Source organism: Streptomyces oryzae, assembly GCF_017676365.1.
GTDB lineage: Bacteria > Actinomycetota > Actinomycetes > Streptomycetales > Streptomycetaceae > Streptomyces > Streptomyces oryzae.
On sequence record NZ_JADKMA010000019.1, the window covers coordinates 15,116 to 34,986 of the forward strand.

General features: G+C 72.2%; 19 protein-coding genes. 5 read left to right on the top strand and 14 right to left on the bottom strand.

All coding sequences use genetic code 11. The features are described 5' to 3' along the window. Positions 1-25: 25 nt before the first annotated feature. The 3 genes from ITI46_RS06145 to ITI46_RS06155 form a co-directional block, all read right to left on the bottom strand. On the bottom strand, positions 26-274 hold the full coding sequence (locus tag ITI46_RS06145; protein ID WP_209238366.1) for a (2Fe-2S)-binding protein: 249 nt from the start codon (positions 272-274) through the stop codon (positions 26-28). A gap of 153 nt (positions 275-427) precedes the next feature. Beyond that, complete coding sequence (locus tag ITI46_RS06150; RefSeq protein ID WP_209238400.1) at positions 428-1,771, bottom strand: class II 3-deoxy-7-phosphoheptulonate synthase; 1,344 nt, start codon at positions 1,769-1,771, stop codon at positions 428-430. A 68-nt stretch (positions 1,772-1,839) separates the two neighbouring features. Beyond that, complete coding sequence (locus ITI46_RS06155; RefSeq protein WP_209238367.1) at positions 1,840-2,193, bottom strand: hypothetical protein; 354 nt, start codon at positions 2,191-2,193, stop codon at positions 1,840-1,842. Positions 2,194-2,503: 310 nt separating this feature from the next. On the opposite strand from ITI46_RS06155, the gene ITI46_RS06160 reads away from it, so the two are divergent. Then, the gene (locus ITI46_RS06160) at positions 2,504-4,429 is read left to right on the top strand and encodes an anthranilate synthase family protein (protein ID WP_209238368.1); all 1,926 of its coding nucleotides are present in this window, start codon (positions 2,504-2,506) and stop codon (positions 4,427-4,429) included. A gap of 47 nt (positions 4,430-4,476) precedes the next feature. Here the strand turns inward: ITI46_RS06160 and ITI46_RS06165 are convergent, their stop codons facing one another. The 5 genes from ITI46_RS06165 to ITI46_RS06185 all read right to left on the bottom strand — a co-directional run bounded on the left by ITI46_RS06165 (position 4,477) and on the right by ITI46_RS06185 (position 9,683). Beyond that, entirely contained in the window at positions 4,477-5,505 is a 1,029-nt protein-coding gene (locus ITI46_RS06165) for a 6-phosphofructokinase (RefSeq protein ID WP_209238369.1), read from the bottom strand. 185 nt (positions 5,506-5,690) lie between these two features. Next, positions 5,691-6,362 (bottom strand): response regulator, encoded by a 672-nt coding sequence (locus tag ITI46_RS06170; RefSeq protein WP_209238370.1) that lies wholly within the window; start codon positions 6,360-6,362, stop codon positions 5,691-5,693. Then, the gene (macS, locus tag ITI46_RS06175; protein ID WP_372451852.1) at positions 6,352-7,629 is read right to left on the bottom strand and encodes a MacS family sensor histidine kinase; all 1,278 of its coding nucleotides are present in this window, start codon (positions 7,627-7,629) and stop codon (positions 6,352-6,354) included. The genes ITI46_RS06170 and macS overlap by 11 nt, the downstream gene beginning before the upstream one ends. Before the next feature lie 100 nt (positions 7,630-7,729). Then, positions 7,730-8,527 (bottom strand): lysophospholipid acyltransferase family protein, encoded by a 798-nt coding sequence (locus ITI46_RS06180; RefSeq protein ID WP_209238371.1) that lies wholly within the window; start codon positions 8,525-8,527, stop codon positions 7,730-7,732. A gap of 100 nt (positions 8,528-8,627) precedes the next feature. Continuing rightward, on the bottom strand, positions 8,628-9,683 hold the full coding sequence (locus tag ITI46_RS06185) for a zinc-dependent alcohol dehydrogenase family protein (RefSeq protein WP_209238372.1): 1,056 nt from the start codon (positions 9,681-9,683) through the stop codon (positions 8,628-8,630). A gap of 114 nt (positions 9,684-9,797) precedes the next feature. Between ITI46_RS06185 and ITI46_RS06190 the strand changes: the two genes are divergently transcribed. The 3 genes from ITI46_RS06190 (at position 9,798) to ITI46_RS06200 (ending at position 12,247) form a co-directional block, all read left to right on the top strand. Further along, positions 9,798-10,733: an AraC family transcriptional regulator gene (locus ITI46_RS06190; RefSeq protein ID WP_209238373.1), complete on the top strand. Its 936-nt coding sequence runs from the start codon at positions 9,798-9,800 to the stop codon at positions 10,731-10,733. A gap of 163 nt (positions 10,734-10,896) precedes the next feature. Next, positions 10,897-11,691 (top strand): alpha/beta hydrolase, encoded by a 795-nt coding sequence (locus ITI46_RS06195; RefSeq protein ID WP_209238374.1) that lies wholly within the window; start codon positions 10,897-10,899, stop codon positions 11,689-11,691. Next, complete coding sequence (locus ITI46_RS06200) at positions 11,678-12,247, top strand: hypothetical protein (RefSeq protein ID WP_209238375.1); 570 nt, start codon at positions 11,678-11,680, stop codon at positions 12,245-12,247. Before ITI46_RS06195 ends, ITI46_RS06200 begins: the two co-directional genes overlap by 14 nt. Positions 12,248-12,485: 238 nt before the next feature. On the opposite strand, the gene ITI46_RS06205 is transcribed toward ITI46_RS06200, so the two are convergent. The 6 genes from ITI46_RS06205 to ITI46_RS06230 all read right to left on the bottom strand — a co-directional run bounded on the left by ITI46_RS06205 (position 12,486) and on the right by ITI46_RS06230 (position 17,724). Further along, on the bottom strand, positions 12,486-13,280 hold the full coding sequence (locus tag ITI46_RS06205; RefSeq protein ID WP_209238376.1) for an endonuclease/exonuclease/phosphatase family protein: 795 nt from the start codon (positions 13,278-13,280) through the stop codon (positions 12,486-12,488). Positions 13,281-13,299: 19 nt separating this feature from the next. Continuing rightward, on the bottom strand, positions 13,300-14,241 hold the full coding sequence (locus ITI46_RS06210) for an ROK family glucokinase (protein WP_209238377.1): 942 nt from the start codon (positions 14,239-14,241) through the stop codon (positions 13,300-13,302). Positions 14,242-14,351: 110 nt separating this feature from the next. Then, positions 14,352-14,780 carry a DUF5304 domain-containing protein gene (locus ITI46_RS06215; protein WP_209238378.1) on the bottom strand — a complete coding sequence of 143 codons (429 nt, stop codon included), beginning with the start codon at positions 14,778-14,780 and terminating at the stop codon, positions 14,352-14,354. Between the two features lie 107 nt (positions 14,781-14,887). After that, complete coding sequence (locus ITI46_RS06220; RefSeq protein WP_209238379.1) at positions 14,888-16,198, bottom strand: ArsA family ATPase; 1,311 nt, start codon at positions 16,196-16,198, stop codon at positions 14,888-14,890. 104 nt (positions 16,199-16,302) lie between these two features. After that, positions 16,303-16,779 (bottom strand): SRPBCC family protein, encoded by a 477-nt coding sequence (locus ITI46_RS06225; RefSeq protein WP_209238402.1) that lies wholly within the window; start codon positions 16,777-16,779, stop codon positions 16,303-16,305. A gap of 183 nt (positions 16,780-16,962) precedes the next feature. Further along, positions 16,963-17,724, bottom strand: a complete 762-nt coding sequence (locus tag ITI46_RS06230; protein WP_209238380.1) for a metallophosphoesterase family protein — start codon at positions 17,722-17,724, stop codon at positions 16,963-16,965. Positions 17,725-18,037: 313 nt separating this feature from the next. On the opposite strand from ITI46_RS06230, the gene ITI46_RS06235 reads away from it, so the two are divergent. Continuing rightward, positions 18,038-19,855, top strand: a complete 1,818-nt coding sequence (locus ITI46_RS06235; RefSeq protein WP_209238381.1) for an AMP-dependent synthetase/ligase — start codon at positions 18,038-18,040, stop codon at positions 19,853-19,855. Positions 19,856-19,871 lie beyond the last annotated feature (16 nt).

Below are 19,871 nucleotides of genomic sequence, written 5' to 3' on the forward strand. Positions count from 1 at the left end.
CCGCACCCCTGACGGGGCGCTCCCGCTACGCGGCGACAGCAGGTGAGGCCGCTGCTGGGGCCGGCTGGGCCGTGAGGGGCGGTTCTCCGCGGTCCAGTGCTGCCCTGCGCGGGCACTGGCCGCGGCCGAGGATGCCCTGGATGCGGCGGACGCAGGAGCCGCAGTCCGTGCCCGCCTTGCTGGCGGAGGCTATCTGGCGCGGGGTGCACGCCCCCGCCGCCGCGTGCTCTTGCACCTGCTCTTCGGTGATGCCGAAGCACGAGCAGACGTACACGCGGTCACCTCCGCCTCGGATCGGTACGGTCGGACTCAGGCTTGCTGAGGTTAACCTAACCTTACCCTCCCCGGCCTGTCCACATACGCCGCTGGGGCCCGCGTCACACAGGTGACGCGGGCCCCAGCGGTCAGGGACGGTGGTCGCGGCGGCTCACTGGTCGTGGTACATCTCCGCGACCAGGAAGGCCAGGTCGAGCGACTGACTGCGGTTGAGCCTGGGGTCGCAGGCCGTCTCGTAGCGCTGGTGCAGATCGTCGACGAAGATCTCGTCGCCGCCGCCCACGCACTCGGTGACGTCGTCACCGGTCAGCTCCATGTGGATGCCGCCGGGGTGGGTGCCCAGGCCCTTGTGGACCTCGAAGAAGCCCTTGACCTCGTCCAGCACATCGTCGAAGCGGCGCGTCTTGTGACCGCTGGCCGCCTCGAAGGTGTTGCCGTGCATCGGGTCGCACACCCAGGCGACGGTGGCGCCGGAGGCGGTGACCTTCTCCACCAGTTCGGGGAGCCGGTCGCGGATCTTGTCGGCTCCCATCCGGGTGATGAAGGTGAGTCGGCCCGGCTCGCGGTCCGGGTCGAGCCGCTCGATGAGGGCCAGCGCCTCCTCCGAGGTCGTCGTCGGGCCCAGCTTCACCCCGACCGGGTTCCGCACCCGGGAGGCGAACTCGATGTGCGCGCCGTCCAGCTGCCGGGTGCGCTCGCCGATCCAGACCATGTGCCCGGACACGTCGTAGAGGTTGCCGCTGCGGGAATCGACGCGGGTCAGCGCCGACTCGTAGTCGAGCAGCAGCGCCTCGTGCGAGGAGTAGAACTCGACCGTCTTCAGCTCTTCGGGGTCGGTTCCGCAGGCGTGCATGAACTTCATGGCCTGGTCGATCTCGCGCGCCAGCGCCTCGTACCGCTGGCCGGAGGGCGACGACTTGACGAAGTCCTGGTTCCAGGCGTGCACCTGGCGCAGATCGGCGTAGCCGCCGGTGGTGAAGGCGCGGACCAGGTTCAGCGTCGCGGACGAGGCGTGGTACATCCGCTTCAGCCGCTCCGGGTCCGGCCTGCGGGCCTCGGGCGTGAACTCGAAGCCGTTGACCGAGTCGCCACGGTAGGAGGGCAGCGTCACCCCGTCGCGGGTCTCGGTCGGCTTGGAACGGGGCTTGCTGTACTGGCCCGCGATCCGGCCGACCTTGACGACGGGGACGGAGCCCGCGTACGTGAGGACGGCGCCCATCTGCAGCAGCGTCTTGAGCTTGTTGCGGATGTGCTCGGCGCTGACCTGGTCGAACGCCTCGGCGCAGTCGCCGCCCTGGAGCAGGAACGCCTCACCGCGCGCGACCGACCCCAGCCGCTGGCGCAGCTGGTCGCACTCGCCCGCGAAGACGAGCGGCGGATAGGACTCGAGCTCGGCGAGTACGGTACGCAGAGCCTCGTGGTCCGGCCAGTCGGGCTGCTGTGCCGCGGGCAGGTCTTGCCAGGTGTGTGCACCGGCGTCGGTGTGGGCGTTCACAGTCACGGAGCCAAGGTTACGGGGTTTCGGGACGAACCCATCCGGGTGCCCGCCATACGAGACCGGTATCACCAGCCACCGGGCGGGGCCGCCGGCCGCGGCGGTGCGGCAGGCGGCTGCGGCGCCAGGGGCACCGGCGGCGGACCGTCGTAGAGGAGTTCCGCCAGCACGAAGCGGCAGGTCCAGCGGCGGCGGTGGCGCAGGCCCTCGATGACTGTCATGAAGCCGTCCGCGACGCGGTAGAACTGGACCCGCTGCGGGTTCCAGGGGTGCTCGGGCGCGTAGGCACGGGCCCGCTGCTCCAGCAGGGTCATGGCCTGCTCACGGGTGCCGGTGCACTCGCCGATCACCTCGGTGGTCCAGAATCCGCCGCCGGGAGCGCTCTCGTGCCGCTCGACGAGCAGCTGCCAGATCGTGTTCAAGTCCGCCTCTGCTGAAGTCCGTTGCCCCGCCCGATCCGTCTGCGACCGGCCATCCTAGCCGCGCGGGCCGCCGGGTCCTCGGTCCCGGGGAGGACATCGCGGCCGGCTCGTCCGCTATGGTGTGCCGCATGCACGCGCACTCGACCATGAACTGGTGGTGGCCCGCCCGCACGGCGGCCCGCCACGATGCGCGTATGCACTGAAGAACCTCAGTCACGTGCCAGGCCGCCCGAGGGGCGGCCTTTTGCATTTCCGCGGCCGTTCCTCCCGTACACCCCGTACCTCTCGTACACCGTGAAGGGACCCCCGGATGCACATCGGACCCGCAGCCCTCATCCAGCAGCTGACCAGCGACGACGCGCCGCCGTTCGCGCTGTTGCACAGGCGGACGCCGGGCCGGGACACCGGCCTGGTCGAAGTGCTCACCGGCAGCGTGCGCGAGGTGGAGCGGCTCGCCGACCTTCCCGTACGGCCGGACGGCGAGGCGGGCGCGCTGGCGCTCGTACCGTTCCGGCAGATCCGCGAGCGGGGCTTCGACGTGCGGGACGACGGCACGCCGCTGTCCGTGCTGCTGCCCGACGAGCGGTATGAGCTGCCGCTGGCCGGCACGCTCGCCGCGCTGCCGGACCACCCGGTGCGGGTGGAGCAGGGCGCGTTCGATGTGCCCGACAGCGCGTACGAGGACATCGTGCGCCGGGTGGTCAGGGACGAGATCGGTGCCGGGGAGGGCGCCAACTTCGTCATCCGGCGCGACTACCAGGGCCGCATCCCGGACTTCTCCCGAGCCGACGCGCTGGCCCTCTTCGGACGGCTGCTGCGCGGTGAGCAGGGCGCCTACTGGACGTTCGTCGTGCACACCGGCGAGCGCGTACTGGTGGGCGCCAGCCCGGAGGTACATGTGCGGATGACCGGGGGCACCGTGGTGATGAACCCCATCAGCGGCACCTACCGCTATCCGCCGCAGGGCCCTGACGTGGCGGGGCTGCTGGACTTCCTGTCCGACCGCAAGGAGAGCGAGGAGCTGTCCATGGTCGTCGACGAGGAGCTGAAGATGATGTGCACCGTCGGCGACGAGGGCGGCGTCGTCGTCGGGCCGCGGCTGAAGGAAATGGCGCACCTGGCGCACACCGAGTACGAGCTGCGCGGACGCAGCACGCTGGATGTGCGCGAGGTGCTGCGCGAGACGATGTTCGCCGCGACGGTCACCGGCTCCCCGGTGGAGAACGCCTGCCGGGTCATCGAGCGGCACGAGGCGGGCGGACGCGGCTACTACGCGGGGGCGCTCGCGCTGCTCGGCCACGACGGAGGCGGAGCGCAGACGCTGGACTCCCCCATCCTGATCCGTACCGCCGACATCGACGCGGCCGACGGGCGGCTGCGGGTGCCGGTCGGTGCCACGCTGGTGCGCGCCTCCGACCCGGCGAGCGAGGTGGCGGAGACCCACGCGAAGGCGGCCGGAGTGCTGGCGGCGCTGGGCGTGCGGGACGCGCCGGCCCGTACGCAGGACGAGCCGCGCCCGCGGCTGGCGGACGATCCGCGGGTGCGGGCCGCGCTGGAGGGGCGGCGTGCCTCCCTCGCACCGTTCTGGCTGCGGATGCGGGTGGGGCGGCCCGAGCGGGCCGACGCGGCACAGGTGCTGGTGGTGGACGGCGAGGACACCTTCACCTCGATGCTGGCCCACCTGCTGGGCTCGACGGGGCATCAGGTGCGGGTGCGGCGCTACGACGAGCCGGGGCTGGCCGAGGCGGCGCTGCGACACGCGGGGCCGGTGGTGCTGGGCCCAGGCCCAGGGGATCCGCGCGATGCGGACGACCCGAAGATGCGGCTGCTGCGCGGCCTCGCCGCCGATCTGGTGCGTGCCCGGCGGCAGCCGCTGCTGGGCGTCTGCCTCGGGCACGAACTGCTCGCGGCGGAACTCGGTCTCGAACTGGTCCGCAAGCAGCGCCCCTACCAGGGCGCGCAGGAGACAATCGAGCTGTTCGGACGGCGGGAGACGGTCGGCTTCTACAACTCCTACACCGCCCGCTGCGACGACGAGGCCGCCGCCGAACTCGCCCTGCACGGCGTCGAGTTGAGCCGGGACCCGGACAGCGGCGAGGTCCACGCACTGCGCGGGCCCGGCTTCGCCGGGGTGCAGTTCCACCCGGAGTCGGTGCTGACGCTGGACGGGGTGACGGTGACGGCGCAGCTGCTGGCGGCGGTGAGCGAGGGGGCCACGAGCGCGGCACGACCCTGAGGAAGCGAGGGGGAGGGGAGCCCCCGAGTGGGCTCCCCTCTCCGCCGTCAGCCGAAGAAGACGCCCGCCTCCTCATAGAGCGCCGGATCCACCGTCTTCAGCTTCTCGGTGGCCTTGGCGAGCGGGACGCGGACGATGTCGGTGCCGCGCAGGGCGACCATGCTGCCCCACTCCTCGTCGCGTACGGCGTCGATGGCGTGCAGGCCGAAGCGGGTGGCCAGCCAGCGGTCGAAGGGGGTGGGGGTGCCGCCGCGCTGGATGTGCCCGAGGACGGTGGTGCGGGCCTCCTTGCCAGTGCGCGACTCGATCTCCTTGGCCAGCCACTCGCCGACGCCGGACAGCCTGACGTGCCCGAAGGAGTCCGTCGAGCCGTCCTTGAGCACCATCTCGCCGCCCTTGGGCATCGCACCCTCAGCGACCACGACGATCGGCGCGTAGCTCGCCTTGAAGCGGGAGGTGACCCACCCGCAGACCTGGTCCACGTCGAAGCGCTGCTCGGGGATCAGGATGCAGTTGGCGCCGCCCGCCAGGCCCGAGTGGAGGGCGATCCACCCCGCGTGCCGTCCCATGACCTCCACCACCAGCACCCGCATATGCGACTCGGCTGTGGTGTGCAGCCGGTCGATGGCCTCGGTGGCGACGGTGACCGCCGTGTTGAAGCCGAAGGTGTAGTCCGTGGCGGAGAGGTCGTTGTCGATCGTCTTGGGCACGCCGACACAGCGGATGCCGTACTCGTCCGTCAGCCGGGCCGCCACGCCCAGGGTGTCCTCGCCGCCGATCGCGATCAGTCCGTCGACCTCGTACTTGGCCAGGTTCTCCTTGATCCGGCGGACCCCGTCCTCCGCTTTGAAGGGATTGGTGCGCGAGGAGCCGAGGATGGTGCCGCCGCGGGGCAGCATGCCGCGGACCGCCGGGATGTCGAGCCGGACCGTCTCCCCCTCCAGCGACCCCCGCCAGCCGTCGCGGAACCCGGTGAATTCGTATCCGTAGTTCTGGACTCCCTTACGGACGACGGCCCGCATGACCGCGTTGAGACCGGGGCAGTCGCCGCCGCCGGTCAGCACTCCGACCCGCATGAGATCTCCCTCTCTCCGCCTGAACGCCTGGACGTGAGTCACGCTAGCGGTGACTCACGTCACACGGGATGCGCCGGTAACCGGATTTCCTTGGGAGGGCCGGGATTTGAGTCTGGGGCAATCACTCGTACGGGCGACAGGCTGCCGAAGCTTCGCGGGGTGCAATTCAGGGGCGCGGGGGCAACCTAGTCATCCAGTCCACGCTCAATGGCGTAGCGCACCAGCTCAACCCGGTTGTGCAGCTGCAACTTGCCCAGCGTGTTCTGCACATGGTTCTGCACGGTGCGGTGCGAAATAACCAGCCGCTCGGCGATCTGCTTGTAACCGAGCCCCTTGGCCACCAGACGCAGAACCTCCGTCTCGCGCTCGGTCAGCTTCGGCACATCGGGCGCGTCCTCGGCGGCCGGCACCGGGTCGGCCGCCAGCCTGCGGTACTCGCCCAGCACCAGACCGGCCAGCCCCGGGGTGAAGACGGGGTCACCCAGCGCGGTACGGCGTACCGCGTCCAGCAGTTCCTCGGGCCCGGCCGACTTGACCAGATAGCCCGTGGCCCCGGACTTGACCGCTTCCAGCACATCGCTGTGCTCCCCGCTCGCCGACAGCACCAGCACCCGCAGCGCCGTGCCGGGCCCGACCAGCTCTCGGCAGACCTCCACGCCCGGCTTGCCCGGCAGGTTCAGGTCGAGCACCAGCACATCGGGCGAGGTGGCGCGGGCCCGGCGGACCGCCTGCTCGCCGTCGCCCGCCGTGGCGACGACCTCGAACCCGGCCTCGGCCAGGTCCCGTGCGACGGCCTCGCGCCACATCGGGTGGTCGTCGACCACCATCACCCGGACGGGTTGTGCCTCAGTTGTCATGCTTCGGAACCCTCATCTCCACTTCCGTTCCCTGTCCGGGCACCGACACCAGCTCCGCCGTGCCGCCCAGGTCCCGCAGCCGTCCCCTGATGGACAGCGCGACGCCCATCCGGCCCTCGGCCTCCGCGTCCGCCAGCCGTCCCTCGGGGATGCCGGGCCCGTCGTCCCGAACGGTCACGATCACCGCGTCCGGCTCGTCCTCCAGCAGGATCCAGGCGTGTGCCTCGCCCCCGGCCCCGTCGCCCGCGTGCTTGGCCACATTGTCCAGTGCGGCACCGACAGCCGCGGCCAGTTCCGTCGCCACCCCCGCCGGCAGCGGCACCGGCGCCCCGGGTTCGGCGAAGGTGACCTTCGACCCGGCGTACGAGGCCAGCAGCGCGCGGACGTCGCAGGGTGCTGCCGCGTCGGTTCCGTCGGCACCGACTGCCCGGACCCGGCCGCCCTCGGTCCCGGACTCGGTCCCGGACTCGACAAGGTCACCGGGAGTGCCGGGGCCGCCGTCCGCGAGGGACGCGTGCGCGCTGGCGCCGGCCGGGGCGTGCCCCGGCTGTTCGGGCACCACGCCGCTGGAGACCAGGGCGCGCAGGGCCACTTCCTGTTCGCCCGCCATCCGGCCCAGCTCCGCCGCCTCGCCGCCGAGCGCCGTGCCTCTGCGCTGCACCATGGCCAGCACTTGCAGGACGCTGTCGTGGATGTCCCGGGCCAGCCGTTCCCGCTCCCGGGTGGCCGCCTCGATCTGGAGGGCGCGGGCCAGGGTGCGTTCACTGGCGCGGGCGACCTCGATGACGTAGCCGATGGCGACGCTCGCGACACAGACGAGCAGCACATTGTGGAAGGTGGAGCGGGTGATCATGCCGCGCTCCACGATGTTGGCGATCCCCACCAGCACCGAGGCGCCCGCGGCCCACCGCCAGCCGCCCTTGAGCGCGAAGGCGAGGACCGGACCGGCGACCCAGATCGACGGCAGGGTCGGCCCCACCAGATCGCGGCCGTCCACGACCGGGGAGAGGAGGATACCGACGACGCCCAGCACGATGTCCGTGACGAGGAACGGCAGCGTGCAGCGTTCTGCCGAGCCGACGTTGCGCAGCGTGCCGAACGTCCAGCACGCCAGCACCAGGAGATAGCCGCCGCCCGGCACCGGAGTGCTGTACTCCGGGTAGCTCCAGAAGAAGACGCCGAGGACGTAGAGGACGGCGAGAATGCGGTAGCCCGTCAGCGCCCGCCACAACGGCTGCTCCACGGACATCAGTTTCGGCGACGCCATGACTCCCCCAAGAATTCTTTCCGCCGCAACGGCGAGCACCCCGACGGCGGCGAGCACCCCGACGGCGAGGGTCCGGCGGTCCGGTCCGCAGACGACCGGACTAGGCAGCCTTGTGACCGCCACCGTCCTCGTGCCCGGCGGCTTTGTCGCCCTTCGCGGTCTCGCCCTTCGCGGACTCGGCCTTCGCAGCCTCCGCGATCTTCGCCGCCTTCGCGGCCTCCGCGATCTGCCGCTTGGCCGCCGTCGCGTACATGTCGACGTACTCCTGGCCGGACAGCTTCAGGATGGCGTACATGACCTCGTCGGTGACGGCGCGCTGGATGAACCGGTCGTTGTCCATGCCCTGATACCGGCTGAAGTCCAGTGGGGCGCCGATCCTGATGCCCGGGCGCATCAGCTTGGGCACCACCTTGCCGGGTGGCTGGATCTTCTCCGTATCGATCATCGCCACCGGGATCACCGGAGCGCCCGAGCGGAGCGCGACCCGCGCCAGACCGCCGGGCTTGCCCCGGTAGAGGCGGCCGTCGGGCGAGCGGGTGCCCTCCGGGTAGATACCGAAGAGCTCGCCGCGCTCCAGCACTTCGAGTCCGCTCCTGATCGCCGCCTCACCAGCGCCGCGGACGCCGGAGCGGTCGACGGGGAGCTGACCGACGCCCTTGAAGAACGCGGCCGTCAGCTTGCCCTTGATCCCGGGAGAGGTGAAGTACTCGGCCTTCGCGATGAAGGTCACCTTGCGGTCGAGGACGGCGGGCAGGAAGAAGGAGTCGGAGAACGAGAGGTGGTTGCTCGCCAGGATGGCGGGCCCCTCGGCGGGCACGTTCTCCAGGCCCTCCACCCAGGGCCGGAACGCGAGCTTCAGCGTGCTGCCGACCGACAGCTTCATCGCGCTGTAGAACAACCTCGACCTCCTTGATGGGACCCACCGACCCTATCCCGCCACCGTGGCGCCGGACCCCCGCCGTCCATCGTGCGCCCGCGGGGTGCCCGGCGCGCCCCGTTCACACCCTCACAACGATCTTCCCGGTGTGCGCGTTGGACTCCATCAGACGGTGTGCGTCACCCATCGCCTCCAGCCCCTCGAAGACCTTCGCCACCACGGGCGCCAGCTCGCCGGAGGCCAGCCCCGCGCCGAGGAAGGCGGCGGCGCGGCGGCGGTAGCCGGGATCGCGTGCCAGCAGTCCGTTGCCGAAGGTGCGCACGGTCAGCGGCCAGTTCATCGACAGCACCATGGGGCGCGGATCCAGCCACCCATAGGCCACGACGGTGCCGCCGGGGGTGAGCGCGTCGCCGACGGCGGTGAAGCCGGGGCCGCCGATGCCGTCGAAGGCCAGCCGGACGCCGGCGCCGCCGGTGAACCGCTTCACCTCCTCGACCAGGTCCTCAGTGTCCGTGCTGATCACATGCGCTGCGCCGAGTTCCCGCAACTGCTCCCGCTTGGCCGTGCCCCGGGTGGTGACGATCGGGACGGCTCCCACCCGCCGGGCCGTCTGGATGGCGGCCGTACCGACGCCGCTGGAGCCGCCGGTGATCAGCACCTGGTCGCCGGGCGCCAGCCCGCCGGTCTCGACCAGTCCGCCGTACGCGGTCGCGTACGTCACCCACAGGGCCGCAGCGGTCACCGGGTCGGCGTCCGCCGGGGCGGGCACCAGGGAGCTCTCGGGGAGTACGACGCGCTCGGCGTACACCCCGTGCACCCCGAAGTCGAACGTGCCGGCGGACAGCACCCGGTCGCCGGGGACGAACGCGGTCACGCCCTCGCCGACCGCCGCCACCACTCCGGCCGCCTCGTAGCCGAGCCGGGAGCCGGGCAGGGTGGGCCGGTAGTAGTACCCGCCCGAGCGGAACATCGCCTCGGCCCGGTTGAGGCCGATCGCCTCGACGCGGAGCAGCACCTCGCCGGGCCCGGGTGCCGGCAGCGGTACCTCCTCGGTCTTCAGCACCTCGGGGCCGCCGAGTTCGTGGAAGACGACCGCACAGGTGGTGGCGGGAAGTGCGGCAGGAAGTGTGGGAGGAGTGGCGGGAGTGGCCTGAGTGGTCAGTGCGGTTGAAGTCATACCGATGACCGTAGAGAGCCTCACAGCGACGACCAATGCCCCAATGACTCTCGTTCATGTCCCATCGTCTCCCGCCCGACGCGGAACGGCGAGCCGGCGGGATACCGTACGGACATGGACGTACTCAGCGACGCCATCGCCGCCATGCGCACCGGGCGGCCGCATTCCTCCCGCACCGTCAAGCGGGCGCCCTGGGGCGTCAGGTTCCCCGCCTCCGACGGGGCCGGGTTCCATGTCGTCCTCCAGGGCTCGGCCTGGCTGCTGCCGCCGGGTGACGACGCCGAGCCCGTCCGGCTGGCCCCCGGCGATGTGGTCTTCCTCGCCCACGGCTACGGCCACGGGCTCGCCGACCACCCCACGACCCCGCTGGTGGACGCCGTGCCGGGGCCCGACGGGTCCTGGCCCTCGCTCCGCCATCGCGGACCCGTGCGCAGCGACGAGACCCTGCTGCTCTGCGGCGCCTACCGGCTCGACAGGTCACGCGCCCATCCGCTGCTGACCGAACTGCCGCGCTACATCCACCTGCCGGCCCGGATCGGAGCCCACGACCGGCTGCGCTCCGCTGTCGATCTGCTCGGCGCCGAGCTGTCCGAGCCGCTGCCCGGTTCGGACGCCGTCGTCCCGGCACTGCTGGACACCCTTCTGCTGTATCTGCTGCGCACCTGGTGGCTGACCGAGCAGGCCGCCGAGCCCGTCGGCTGGGCGGGGGCGCTCGGCGACCCCGGTGTCGCCGCCGCGCTGCACTCCGTCCACGACGACCCGGCCAGGCCCTGGACCGTCGAGGAGCTCGGCGCGCTGGCGGGGCTGTCCCGGGCCGCCTTCGCCCGCCGGTTCACCGCGCTCGTGGGCCGCCCGCCACTGGCCTATCTGACCTGGTGGCGGATGACCTGCGCCGGCCAGCTGCTGCGCACCACGGAAGCCCCGCTGCGGAGCATCGCCGAACGTACCGGCTACACCTCGGAGTTCGCCTTCGCCAAGGCGTTCAAACGGGAGTACGGCGTGGCGCCAGGCCACTACCGCAGAAGAGGCGCGGCGCTCCGCGCGGGGTGACCCCGCAGGCCCCCTGGACACTGCCGGTACGCCGGACGACGAATTAGGGTGGCAGCACTCCTTGGCGAGACGCCGAGACGCGTCGAGATGACGAGACGCCGAGTTGCCGAGACCCGAGTTGCCGAGACGCCGAGCCCGACCGCTGAGCCTCTGGAGGCCCACCGTGCCGCCCACCCTTCCCGGAGCCGAGCCATTCCGCCGCGACGGATCAGCGACCGGAGTGCTGCTGTGTCACGGCTTCACCGGCTCCCCGCAGTCTCTGCGCCCCTGGGCCGAGGATCTGGCCGGGCACGGGCTGACCGTCTCGCTGCCGCTGCTGCCCGGACACGGCACCCGCTGGCAGGACCTGGCGCTGACCAGCTGGGAGGACTGGTACGCGACCGTTGACCGGGAGCTGCGGCTGCTGCGCGACCGCTGCGACCAGGTCTTCGTCTGCGGGCTCTCGATGGGCGCCACGCTGGCGCTGCGGCTGGCCGCGCTGCACGGGAACGGGGTGCGCGGGGTCGTCGTCGTCAACCCGGCGATGACCTTCCCCCGGGTGCAGGGGTACGCGCTGCCCGTCGGCCGCTTCCTGCTCCGGTCGGCGCCCGGCATCGTGAACGACATCGCCAAGGGCGGGCAGCACGAGCTGGGCTACGACCGGGTGCCCACCCGGGCCGCGTACGCGCTGCGCAACTTCTTCCGCGTCACCCGGCCCGAGCTGCCGAAGGTGACGCAGCCGCTGCTGCTCCTGCGCAGCCGTAACGACCACGTGGTGCCCGCCACGGACTCCGCGCTCGTGCTCAGCCGCGTCTCGTCCGTGGATGTGACCGAGACCGTGCTGGAGAACAGCTTCCACGTCGCCACCCTCGACCACGACGCGGAGCGGATCTTCGCCGACGCCCGCGGCTTCATCGACCGGCTCGCCGCCGAGCGCGAGCCGGCTCCCACGGTTCGGAGCGCCCGTGACGGCGCGTGACCCGGACGAGGGCGAGCCCCGCGACTCCGGCGAGGGCAAGTCGTCACTGCCGCCCGAGGAGGAGGCCGCCTGGGCGGCGATCGTCGCCGCGTACGGGGACGAGCCGGCGGCCCCGGACGGACTGTCCGAGGCCCGGAATCGGGACGCGGACGGTGACGGCGAGGGCGCCGGGGAGCCGGACGGCGACATGCTCACCAAGCCGCGGCCCGCGCCCGACGCTGAGCCGCCGGTGCGCAGCTTCACCGTCTACGCCGCCGGGACCGGGCCCCGCGACTGGGAGCCGGCCGGGGACGAGGACGGCGAGGGCCATTTCGAGCCGCCCGAGCCGCCGCCGCTGCCGGAGACGGACACCACGACGAAGTTCGCCTGGCTGGCCGCGCTGGGCGGGCCGCTGCTGCTGCTCGGCACCGTGCTGCTGCAGGCGGACATGACGTGGTGGATCGTGACCCTGGGGGTCGGCGGCTTCCTCGGCGGCTTCGCCACGCTGCTGACCCGGCTGCGGGATGGGCGCGACGACGATGACTGGGACGATCCGGGGCGGGGTGCGGTCGTGTGAGGGGGTGCCCCTATCTGTCCGCTGCGGGCTGCGGGTTCGTTGTGGCTGGTCGCGCCCACGCAGCGGAGCCGCACATGAACACAGCCCCGCGCCCCTGACGGGGCACGTCCCTCCCGCTGCGCTGTGCTGTGCCTGGGAGGTCTGCGCCTGGGGGTACCCCCTGCTCGAAGAGCTTGGGGGAGCAGGGCTGGCAAGCGCAGCCCCCCATGCGGGGTACGCATGACCCGTCGGGTGAGCCCTACGCGCCCGGAATCCGCAACGCGGCCAGCACCGGGAGGTGGTCGGTGGCGGACTTCAGGTCAGCCTCGGTCACACCAGACAGCCCGCGGGGCACGCCTGCGCCCAGTACCTCGACGCCCTCCCCAGCGAAGACCGCGTCGATGCGCTGCACCGGTTCGGCGGGCGTCGAGGTGTACTCGGCGCCCCACGGCTTGAGCCCCCATGCGTCCCGCAGCCCCTCGCCGAGCAGCGCGAACGCCGGACCGTCCGGCCGTTCGTTGACGTCGCCGGCCGCCACCACCGGCGCGCTGCCGAACGCGGCGGCCCGCTCCAGCAGCGCCCTGGCCTGCTGCCGCCGCTCCCGGGCCTGGAGGCTGAGGTGGAAGCTGACGACGCCCAGCCGCGCAGCCGGCCCGAACCGCAGCTCGGCCGTGGCGAACCCGCGCTGATGCAGCCCGGGGGTGCGCGGCAGCAGCACGTCCTCCGTGCGTTCCACATGGGCCCGCAGCGAGGCGAGGATCAGCGGTCCGGCCGCCGTCGCACCACCCGTCACATACGTGAGGCCGGTGCGCCGCGCCAGCCAGGCGGCCCGCTTGCGCCAGCGGAAGAACCGCGGCGCCTCCTGTACGCAGACGATGTCGGGGGCGCACGCCCGGATGACCCGGACGAGCGCCTCCCGGTCGTCCCGCAGGGAGCGGATGTTGTAGCTGAGCAGCCGGACGACGGCGGAGCCGTCGGACTCCGTACGGGAGGGCGGCAGGTCCGTGACCTGCGCGGCCCCCCGCGGAGTCCTTCCGCTCGGCTCCCCCCTCATCGCGGCTGCCCCCGTCCGGTCAGCCCTGGCGGGCCAGGTCCGCGACGCCGACCATGCCCGCCTTGTTGCCCAGTTGGGCGGCGAGGACCTCGGCGTGCGGGCGCCAGCGGCTGCCGACCAGCCAGCGGCGGTAGGACTTGCGGATCGGGTCCAGCACCAGCTCGCCCTCGTCGGAGACGCCGCCGCCGACGATGAAGGCGCCCGGGTCGAAGAGGGAGGCCAGATCGGCGAGGCCCGCGCCCGCCCAGCGGGCGAGCTCGCGGAAGGAGTCGATGGCCACCGGGTCGCCCTGCCGGGCCGCCTCGCTCACGTGCTTGCCCCGGATGCCCTCGGCGGTGCCGTCGCCCAGACCCAGCAGGATCGTGGCGTTGTCCGGGGTGGCGGTGGCGCGCTGCTGGGCGTAACGCAGCAGCGCACGCCCCGAGGCGTACTGCTCCCAGCAGCCCTGGTTGCCGCAGCCGCACAGCAGGCCGTCGGGCACCATCCGGATGTGGCCGAACTCGGCGGCCACGCCGTACCGTCCGCGGTGCAGCTTGCCGCCGATGATGGTGCCGCCGCCCAGGCCCGTGCCGATGGTGATGCAGACGACGTCCTCGTGGCCGGTGCCGACGCCGAACTTGTACTCGCCCCAGGCGGCGGCGTTCGCGTCGTTCTCGATCACCACGGGCAGGTCGATGCGCTGCTCCACCTTGTCCTTGAGCGGCTCGTGCCGCCAGCTGAGGTTGGGGGTGAACAGCACGGTGGCGCGCTTGTCGTCGACGTACCCGGGAGCGCCGATTCCGACGGCCTCCACCTGGTGCTCGGCGCTGGCCTGGCGTACCGCGTCCGCGATGGCGTCGATCACGGCATCAGGGGTGTCGGGTGTGGGCACCGTGCTGGTTTCGAGAATGGTGCCTTTCTCGTCCACAACGCCAGCTGCGATCTTGGTGCCGCCGATGTCGACCCCGATTGTGAGTCCCATGTGTCCCTCGGTCATCCGAATGTGATCCCCGCCGAGGCCAACGGTACCGGAGCAGGCTCCGGCACCGAGCACGGATCGGAGGGGCAGCAGCGGTGGGACAGGGGCAGCCCCTAGTCCTCGTCCCGCTCCACATCGATGTGCTCCGCGTCGGCGCCGGGCCTCTCGGTCCAGCGGCGTTCGGCTTCGTGGACCGCGGAGCGGTAGGCGGCAAGCAGTTCGCTGCCCGCTGCGGCGAGGTGGTCGAAGAACTGCGGGTTGCGCTCGACGACGGGCTCGATGGTCGCCCTGGCCTGCTGGAACAGCTGCTGCGCCATGCCCTGGGCCGCGGCGGACCCGGCGGCGCCCATCAGGGGCTTGCCGAACTCGGCGACCTTCTCGGTGACCGCGTCCGCCAGCCGGCGCAGCTCCTCGGCCGCGCTGGTGGGCGGCGGGCCGTACTGCGCGCGGCGGCGTGCCCGCTCGGCGGCCAGGTCCTCCTCGCACGCGGTGGCCCAGGCGTCGGGGTCCGGGGCGGCAGGGCGCTCGGCGGCATCGCTCATGGCGGGGCTCCTACGGGCGGCAAGTGGTGGCGTGGTGCGAACTGTGCACCTTCCGACGGTACCGGAACGGCGCACCGGGTCGAGGCCGAAGGCGGGCCTCCGCGCAGTCAGCCGCTCCGCGCGGGCCACAGGTCCGGGTCGGGCGTGAAACGCACGCCCAGCACCCCGCCCTTGAGCCCCGCGCCGGAGACCCGGCAGCGGCGCAGCGCGGAGGGGAGCGGGAGCACCCTGCGGTAGGGGCCGACGCCCACGGTCAACTCGTCGCCGCGGCGCACCAGTTCCAGCTCGTCCCGCTCGGCGCCCGGCAGCGGGAGGTGCCACACCAGTTTGCCGTCCCCGGCCAGCCGGTCCTCCAGCCAGCCGTAGGCGATGTCGGTGCCGGGCCCGCCCTCGGCCCCGTCCGGCGGGCGCAGGCCCACTGCCGCTGTTCCGTCGGCGGCAACGGCGGTACGCGCCGCGCCGGCCAGCGTCGTCAGGTCCTCGGGGCCGAGCGGGTCGCGGCCCAGGTGCGGCAGCTCGCACAGCGGCACCGACTCGGCCTCGCACTTCTCGCGCAGCGCTGCCAGCGCGGTCTGCTGCCGGCCGGCCAGCCCGGTCAGCCAGGGGTCGCAGGAGCCGGTCGGCAGCAGCCGGTTGGCGACGACGGACTCCAGCTCGAGCCCGTGCAGCCGTACTCCGGCCCCTGCGGTGCGCAGCGTCTCGACGGCGAGCGGTCCCGGCTCGGTGACCAGCCGGACGACCGTCGCCGGAGACTCCACGACCCGCTGCACGGAAGCCAGTTCGTCCGACCAGCGCGTAGCCGCGTCGTAGAGCCACTGCGCGGGCATGGGGGCACCGGCGAGCTGGGCCAGCACCGGGCGCAGGGCCCGGGCCGCCTGGCGCTCGGCGGGTATGAGGCGGCGCAGATAGCGGCGCAGCTGTTCGGGGAGCGCCAGCAGGTTGAGACCCTCGGGGGCGGCCGGCATGTCGACGACGACGATGTCCCAGCCGCCCGCGCCGTCCCGGCCGTCCTCCGTGCCGCCCGTGTGCGCGGTGTGCAGGGCGCGCAGCAGCGCGAAGGTCCCGGCGCCGGGGAGTTCGGTCAGCTCGTCCTCGTCCAGCGGTACCGCGCCCAGCAGGTCGAGCACGGTCTTGCCGCGCGTCTGGAGCGCGACGGCCTGACTGCGGAACTCCGCACCGGAGTCGATACGCAGCAGCCACAGGTCCGCCACCCCGGCGACGGCCTCGGGCCTGCCCTGGCCCAGGACCGGGGCCTGGTCATCGGCCTGCTCCCGGGCGTCCGTGCCCAGCAGCGCGGCGAGCCGGCGAGCGGGCTCCGCGCTCAGCAGCAGGGTCCGGTGCCCCTGGGCAGCGGCGGCGCACGCGGTGGCGGCCGCCACGGTCGTACGACCCGCACCACCCGCACCGCTGACCAGCACCGTCTGCGGCCCGGAGGGCCGGGAGCCGGACGAGTGGGAATCGGACGACTGGGAGCCGGACGGCCGGGCGTCGGGCCCCCAGGGTCCGGCGCCCGTTGCGCCGGTCAGCTGCCGGCTCCGGATGCCTCGGCGCCGCCCGCCTCGACGCGCTTCTTCAGCCCGTCGAGCGCCCGGTCGATGATGACCTTCTCGGCCTTGCGCTTGATCATCCCGAGCATGGGGATCTTCACATCGACGGTGAGCTGGTACATCACCTCGGTGCGCTCACCGCCGTCGAGCGGGGTGAGGCGGTAGACGCCGTCCAGGGAGCGCAGCATCTGGGACTTGACCAGCGACCAGCGCACCTCCCGGATCCCGGGCTCGCCGATCCACTCGTAGGCGAGGGTGTGCTCGTCCTTGATGGCTCCGGCGTCCAGCAGCAGGCGCACCTGCTCGGCGTGGCCCTGCTCGTCCCGGCCGAGGACCTCGGCCTCCTTCACCTCGCCTGCCCACTCCGGGTAGCGGGGGAAGTCGGAGATCACGTTCAGCACGGCCTCGGGTGCCGCGTCAACCGTGATGCTCGAGCTGGTGTGTTCCGCCATCGCCATGGCCCTCCGATATACCCGTGTCCGAAATGCCCGCCATCAAGGCCCGCCGTACGTGGAACGACCGCGCGGGATACCCGCCGTGGCGCGGGGAAGCGTCTGCGGTGGAAGGCTACCGCGCGGTTGCCGGGACCCGCGCCGCGCGGGTCACCACTTCGGCCACACAGGCCGCCGGCCTCCTCACCACTCCAGCACCCAGGGCGTGCCCGTCGCGTTGAAGTGGCCGACATTGACGCACTCGGTGGCGCCGATCCGCATGCGCTGGGCCAGCGGCTGGTGTACGTGGCCGAACAGGTGGTAGCGCGGACGCAGCGTGTGCAGGGCCTCCAGCAGCTGCGGGCTGCCCCGCTCGAAGCGGCGCGCGACGGTGTCGTAGCACAACTCGGGCACTTCGGGCGGGATATGGGTGCACAGCACGTCGATCTCGCCCAGCGCGGCGACCTTCGCCGCGTACGTCTCGTCGTCGATCTCGTACGGGGTGCGCATCGGCGTGCGCAGCCCGCCGCCGACGAAGCCGAAGCGCCATCCGCCGATCACCACCGTCTCGCCGTCCAGGACGTTGACGCCCGGGCGCGCGTACTCGGGCCACAGGGGCGGCATGTCGACGTTGCCGTACGTGGCGTATGTGGGGGTGGGGAAGGCCGCGAACAGTTCGGCGTACTGCTTGCGCACCGCTGTCTCCATCGCGGAGTCGCGGTCGATCCCGGCCCACAGTTCCCGCGAGAAGGTGCGGGCCTCGGCGAAGCGCTTCGCTGTACGCAGGGCGACGATACGGTCCGCGTTCTCGACGCCGAACAGATCGGGGAAGATACCGCGCGAGTGATCCGCGTAGTCGAGGAAGAGGATCAGGTCTCCGAGACAGACCAGCGCGTCAGCCCCCTCGCCCGCTTTCGCGAGGTCCGCACTGTTGCCGTGTACGTCGCTGACTACGTGGACTCGCATGCGCCCACCCTAGATCGCCCCGCAGGTCACGGGGAGACGGAACGGTCTTCGGCCGAAAAGCGCCGTACGTCCGGTCTTTCCGCCCTCTCCCCCTCGCGGGTTCCGTGTCCGCGAACGCCTCGACTAGGCTGCTATCTGCCATCTACACCTGTGACGCACAAGACATCTCCGCGTCACCCTCTACCCCATCCCCCATACCGATGGGTAACGTCCGGGCCGTCATTCTTCCGGGGTCGCACGCCCACCCTGGACCGAGCCAATGGAGGCCGACCCCCCGCGGCCCCCTTCGGCGCGCCGACGAGGAGTAGCAGTCTTGCGCGAGTACAGCCTTCCGGCTCTCTACGAAGTCCCCGCAGACGGAAACCTGACGGACCTCATCCGCCGGAACGCGGCTCAGCACCCCGACCTCCCCGTCCTGGGACGCAAGCGCGAAGGCCGCTGGGAGGACGTGACCGCCACCGCGTTCCTCGCCGAGGTGCAGCAGGCCGCCAAGGGTCTGATCGCGGCGGGTGTGGAGCCGGGCGACCGGGTGGGCCTGATGTCGCGCACCCGGTACGAGTGGACGCTGCTGGACTTCGCCGTCTGGAGCGCGGGCGGCGTCACCGTGCCCATCTTCGAGACCAGTTCGCCCGAGCAGATCTCCTGGGTCCTCGGCGACTCGGGCGCCGTCGTCTGTCTGGTGGAGACCGAAGCGCACGCAGCGGCCGTCGACTCGGTGCGCGACCGGCTGCCCGAGCTGCGCGACGTATGGCAGATCGAACCGGGGCCCGGCAGCGAAGCGAGCGAGGGCGCCGTCGCGCAACTGGCCGCGCTGGGCGCCGGGATCAGCGACGAGAAGGTGGAGGAGCGCAGCTCCGCCGCCGACGCCGACTCGCCCGCGACCATCGTCTACACCTCCGGCACCACAGGGCGCCCCAAGGGCTGTGTGCTCACCCACCGCAGCTTCTTCGCGGAGTGCGGAAACGTGGTCGAGCGGCTGCGCCCGATGTTCCGGCCCGGCGAGGGTTCGGTGCTGCTGTTCCTGCCGGTCGCCCACGTCCTCGGACGGCTGGTGCAGGTGGGTGCCGTGATGGCGCCGATCAAGCTGGGGCACGTCGCGGACATCAAGGACCTCACCGACGAGCTCGGCTCCTTCCGGCCGACGATGGTGCTGGGCGTCCCCCGCGTCTTCGAGAAGGTCTTCAACTCCGCGCGGGCACAGGCCGTCGCGAGCGGCAAGGGCAGGATCTTCGACCGGGCGGCCGAGGTGGCCGGTGCCTACAGCCGCGCACTGGACGACCCGGCGGGCCCCTCGCTCAGACTCCGTATCCAGCACAAGATCTTCGACAAGCTGGTCTACAGCAAGCTGCGCGCCGTCCTCGGCGGCCGGGCCACCCACGCCATCTCCGGCGGCGCACCGCTGGGTGAGCGGCTGGGCCACTTCTTCCGCGGCGTCGGCTTCACCGTGCTGGAGGGGTACGGGCTCACCGAGTCGTGCGCCGCGACCGCCTTCAACCCGTACGACCGGCCCAAGATCGGCACTGTGGGCCAGCCGCTGCCCGGCTCCGTCATCCGGATCGCCGACGACGGCGAGGTGCTGCTGCACGGCGAGCACCTGTTCACCGGCTACTGGAACAACCAGCAGGCCGGCGACGAGGCGCTGGCCGACGGCTGGTTCCACACCGGCGATCTGGGGACGCTCGATGTGGACGGCTATCTGACCATCACCGGGCGGAAGAAGGAGATCCTGGTGACCGCGGGCGGCAAGAACGTAGCCCCCGCCGTCATCGAGGACCGCATCCGCGCCCACGCGCTGGTCGCCGAGTGCATGGTCGTCGGCGACGGCCGGCCCTTCGTCGGCGCGCTGCTGACCGTGGACGAGGAGTTCCTGCCGCGCTGGGCCGCCGAGCACGGCAAGCAGGACCTCGGCCACGAGCAGCTGCTGGAGGACCCCGACCTGCTCGCCGAGCTCCAGACCGCCGTCGACGAGGGCAACAAGGCCGTCTCCAGGGCCGAGTCGGTGCGGAAGTTCCGGGTGCTGCGGGAGCAGTTCACCGAGGACTCCGGGCATGTCACCCCCTCCCTGAAGCTGAAACGGGGCGTGGTGGCGAAGGACTTCGCCGAGGAGATCGAAGCCCTCTACACCGCGTAACTGCCCACGGGCTGCC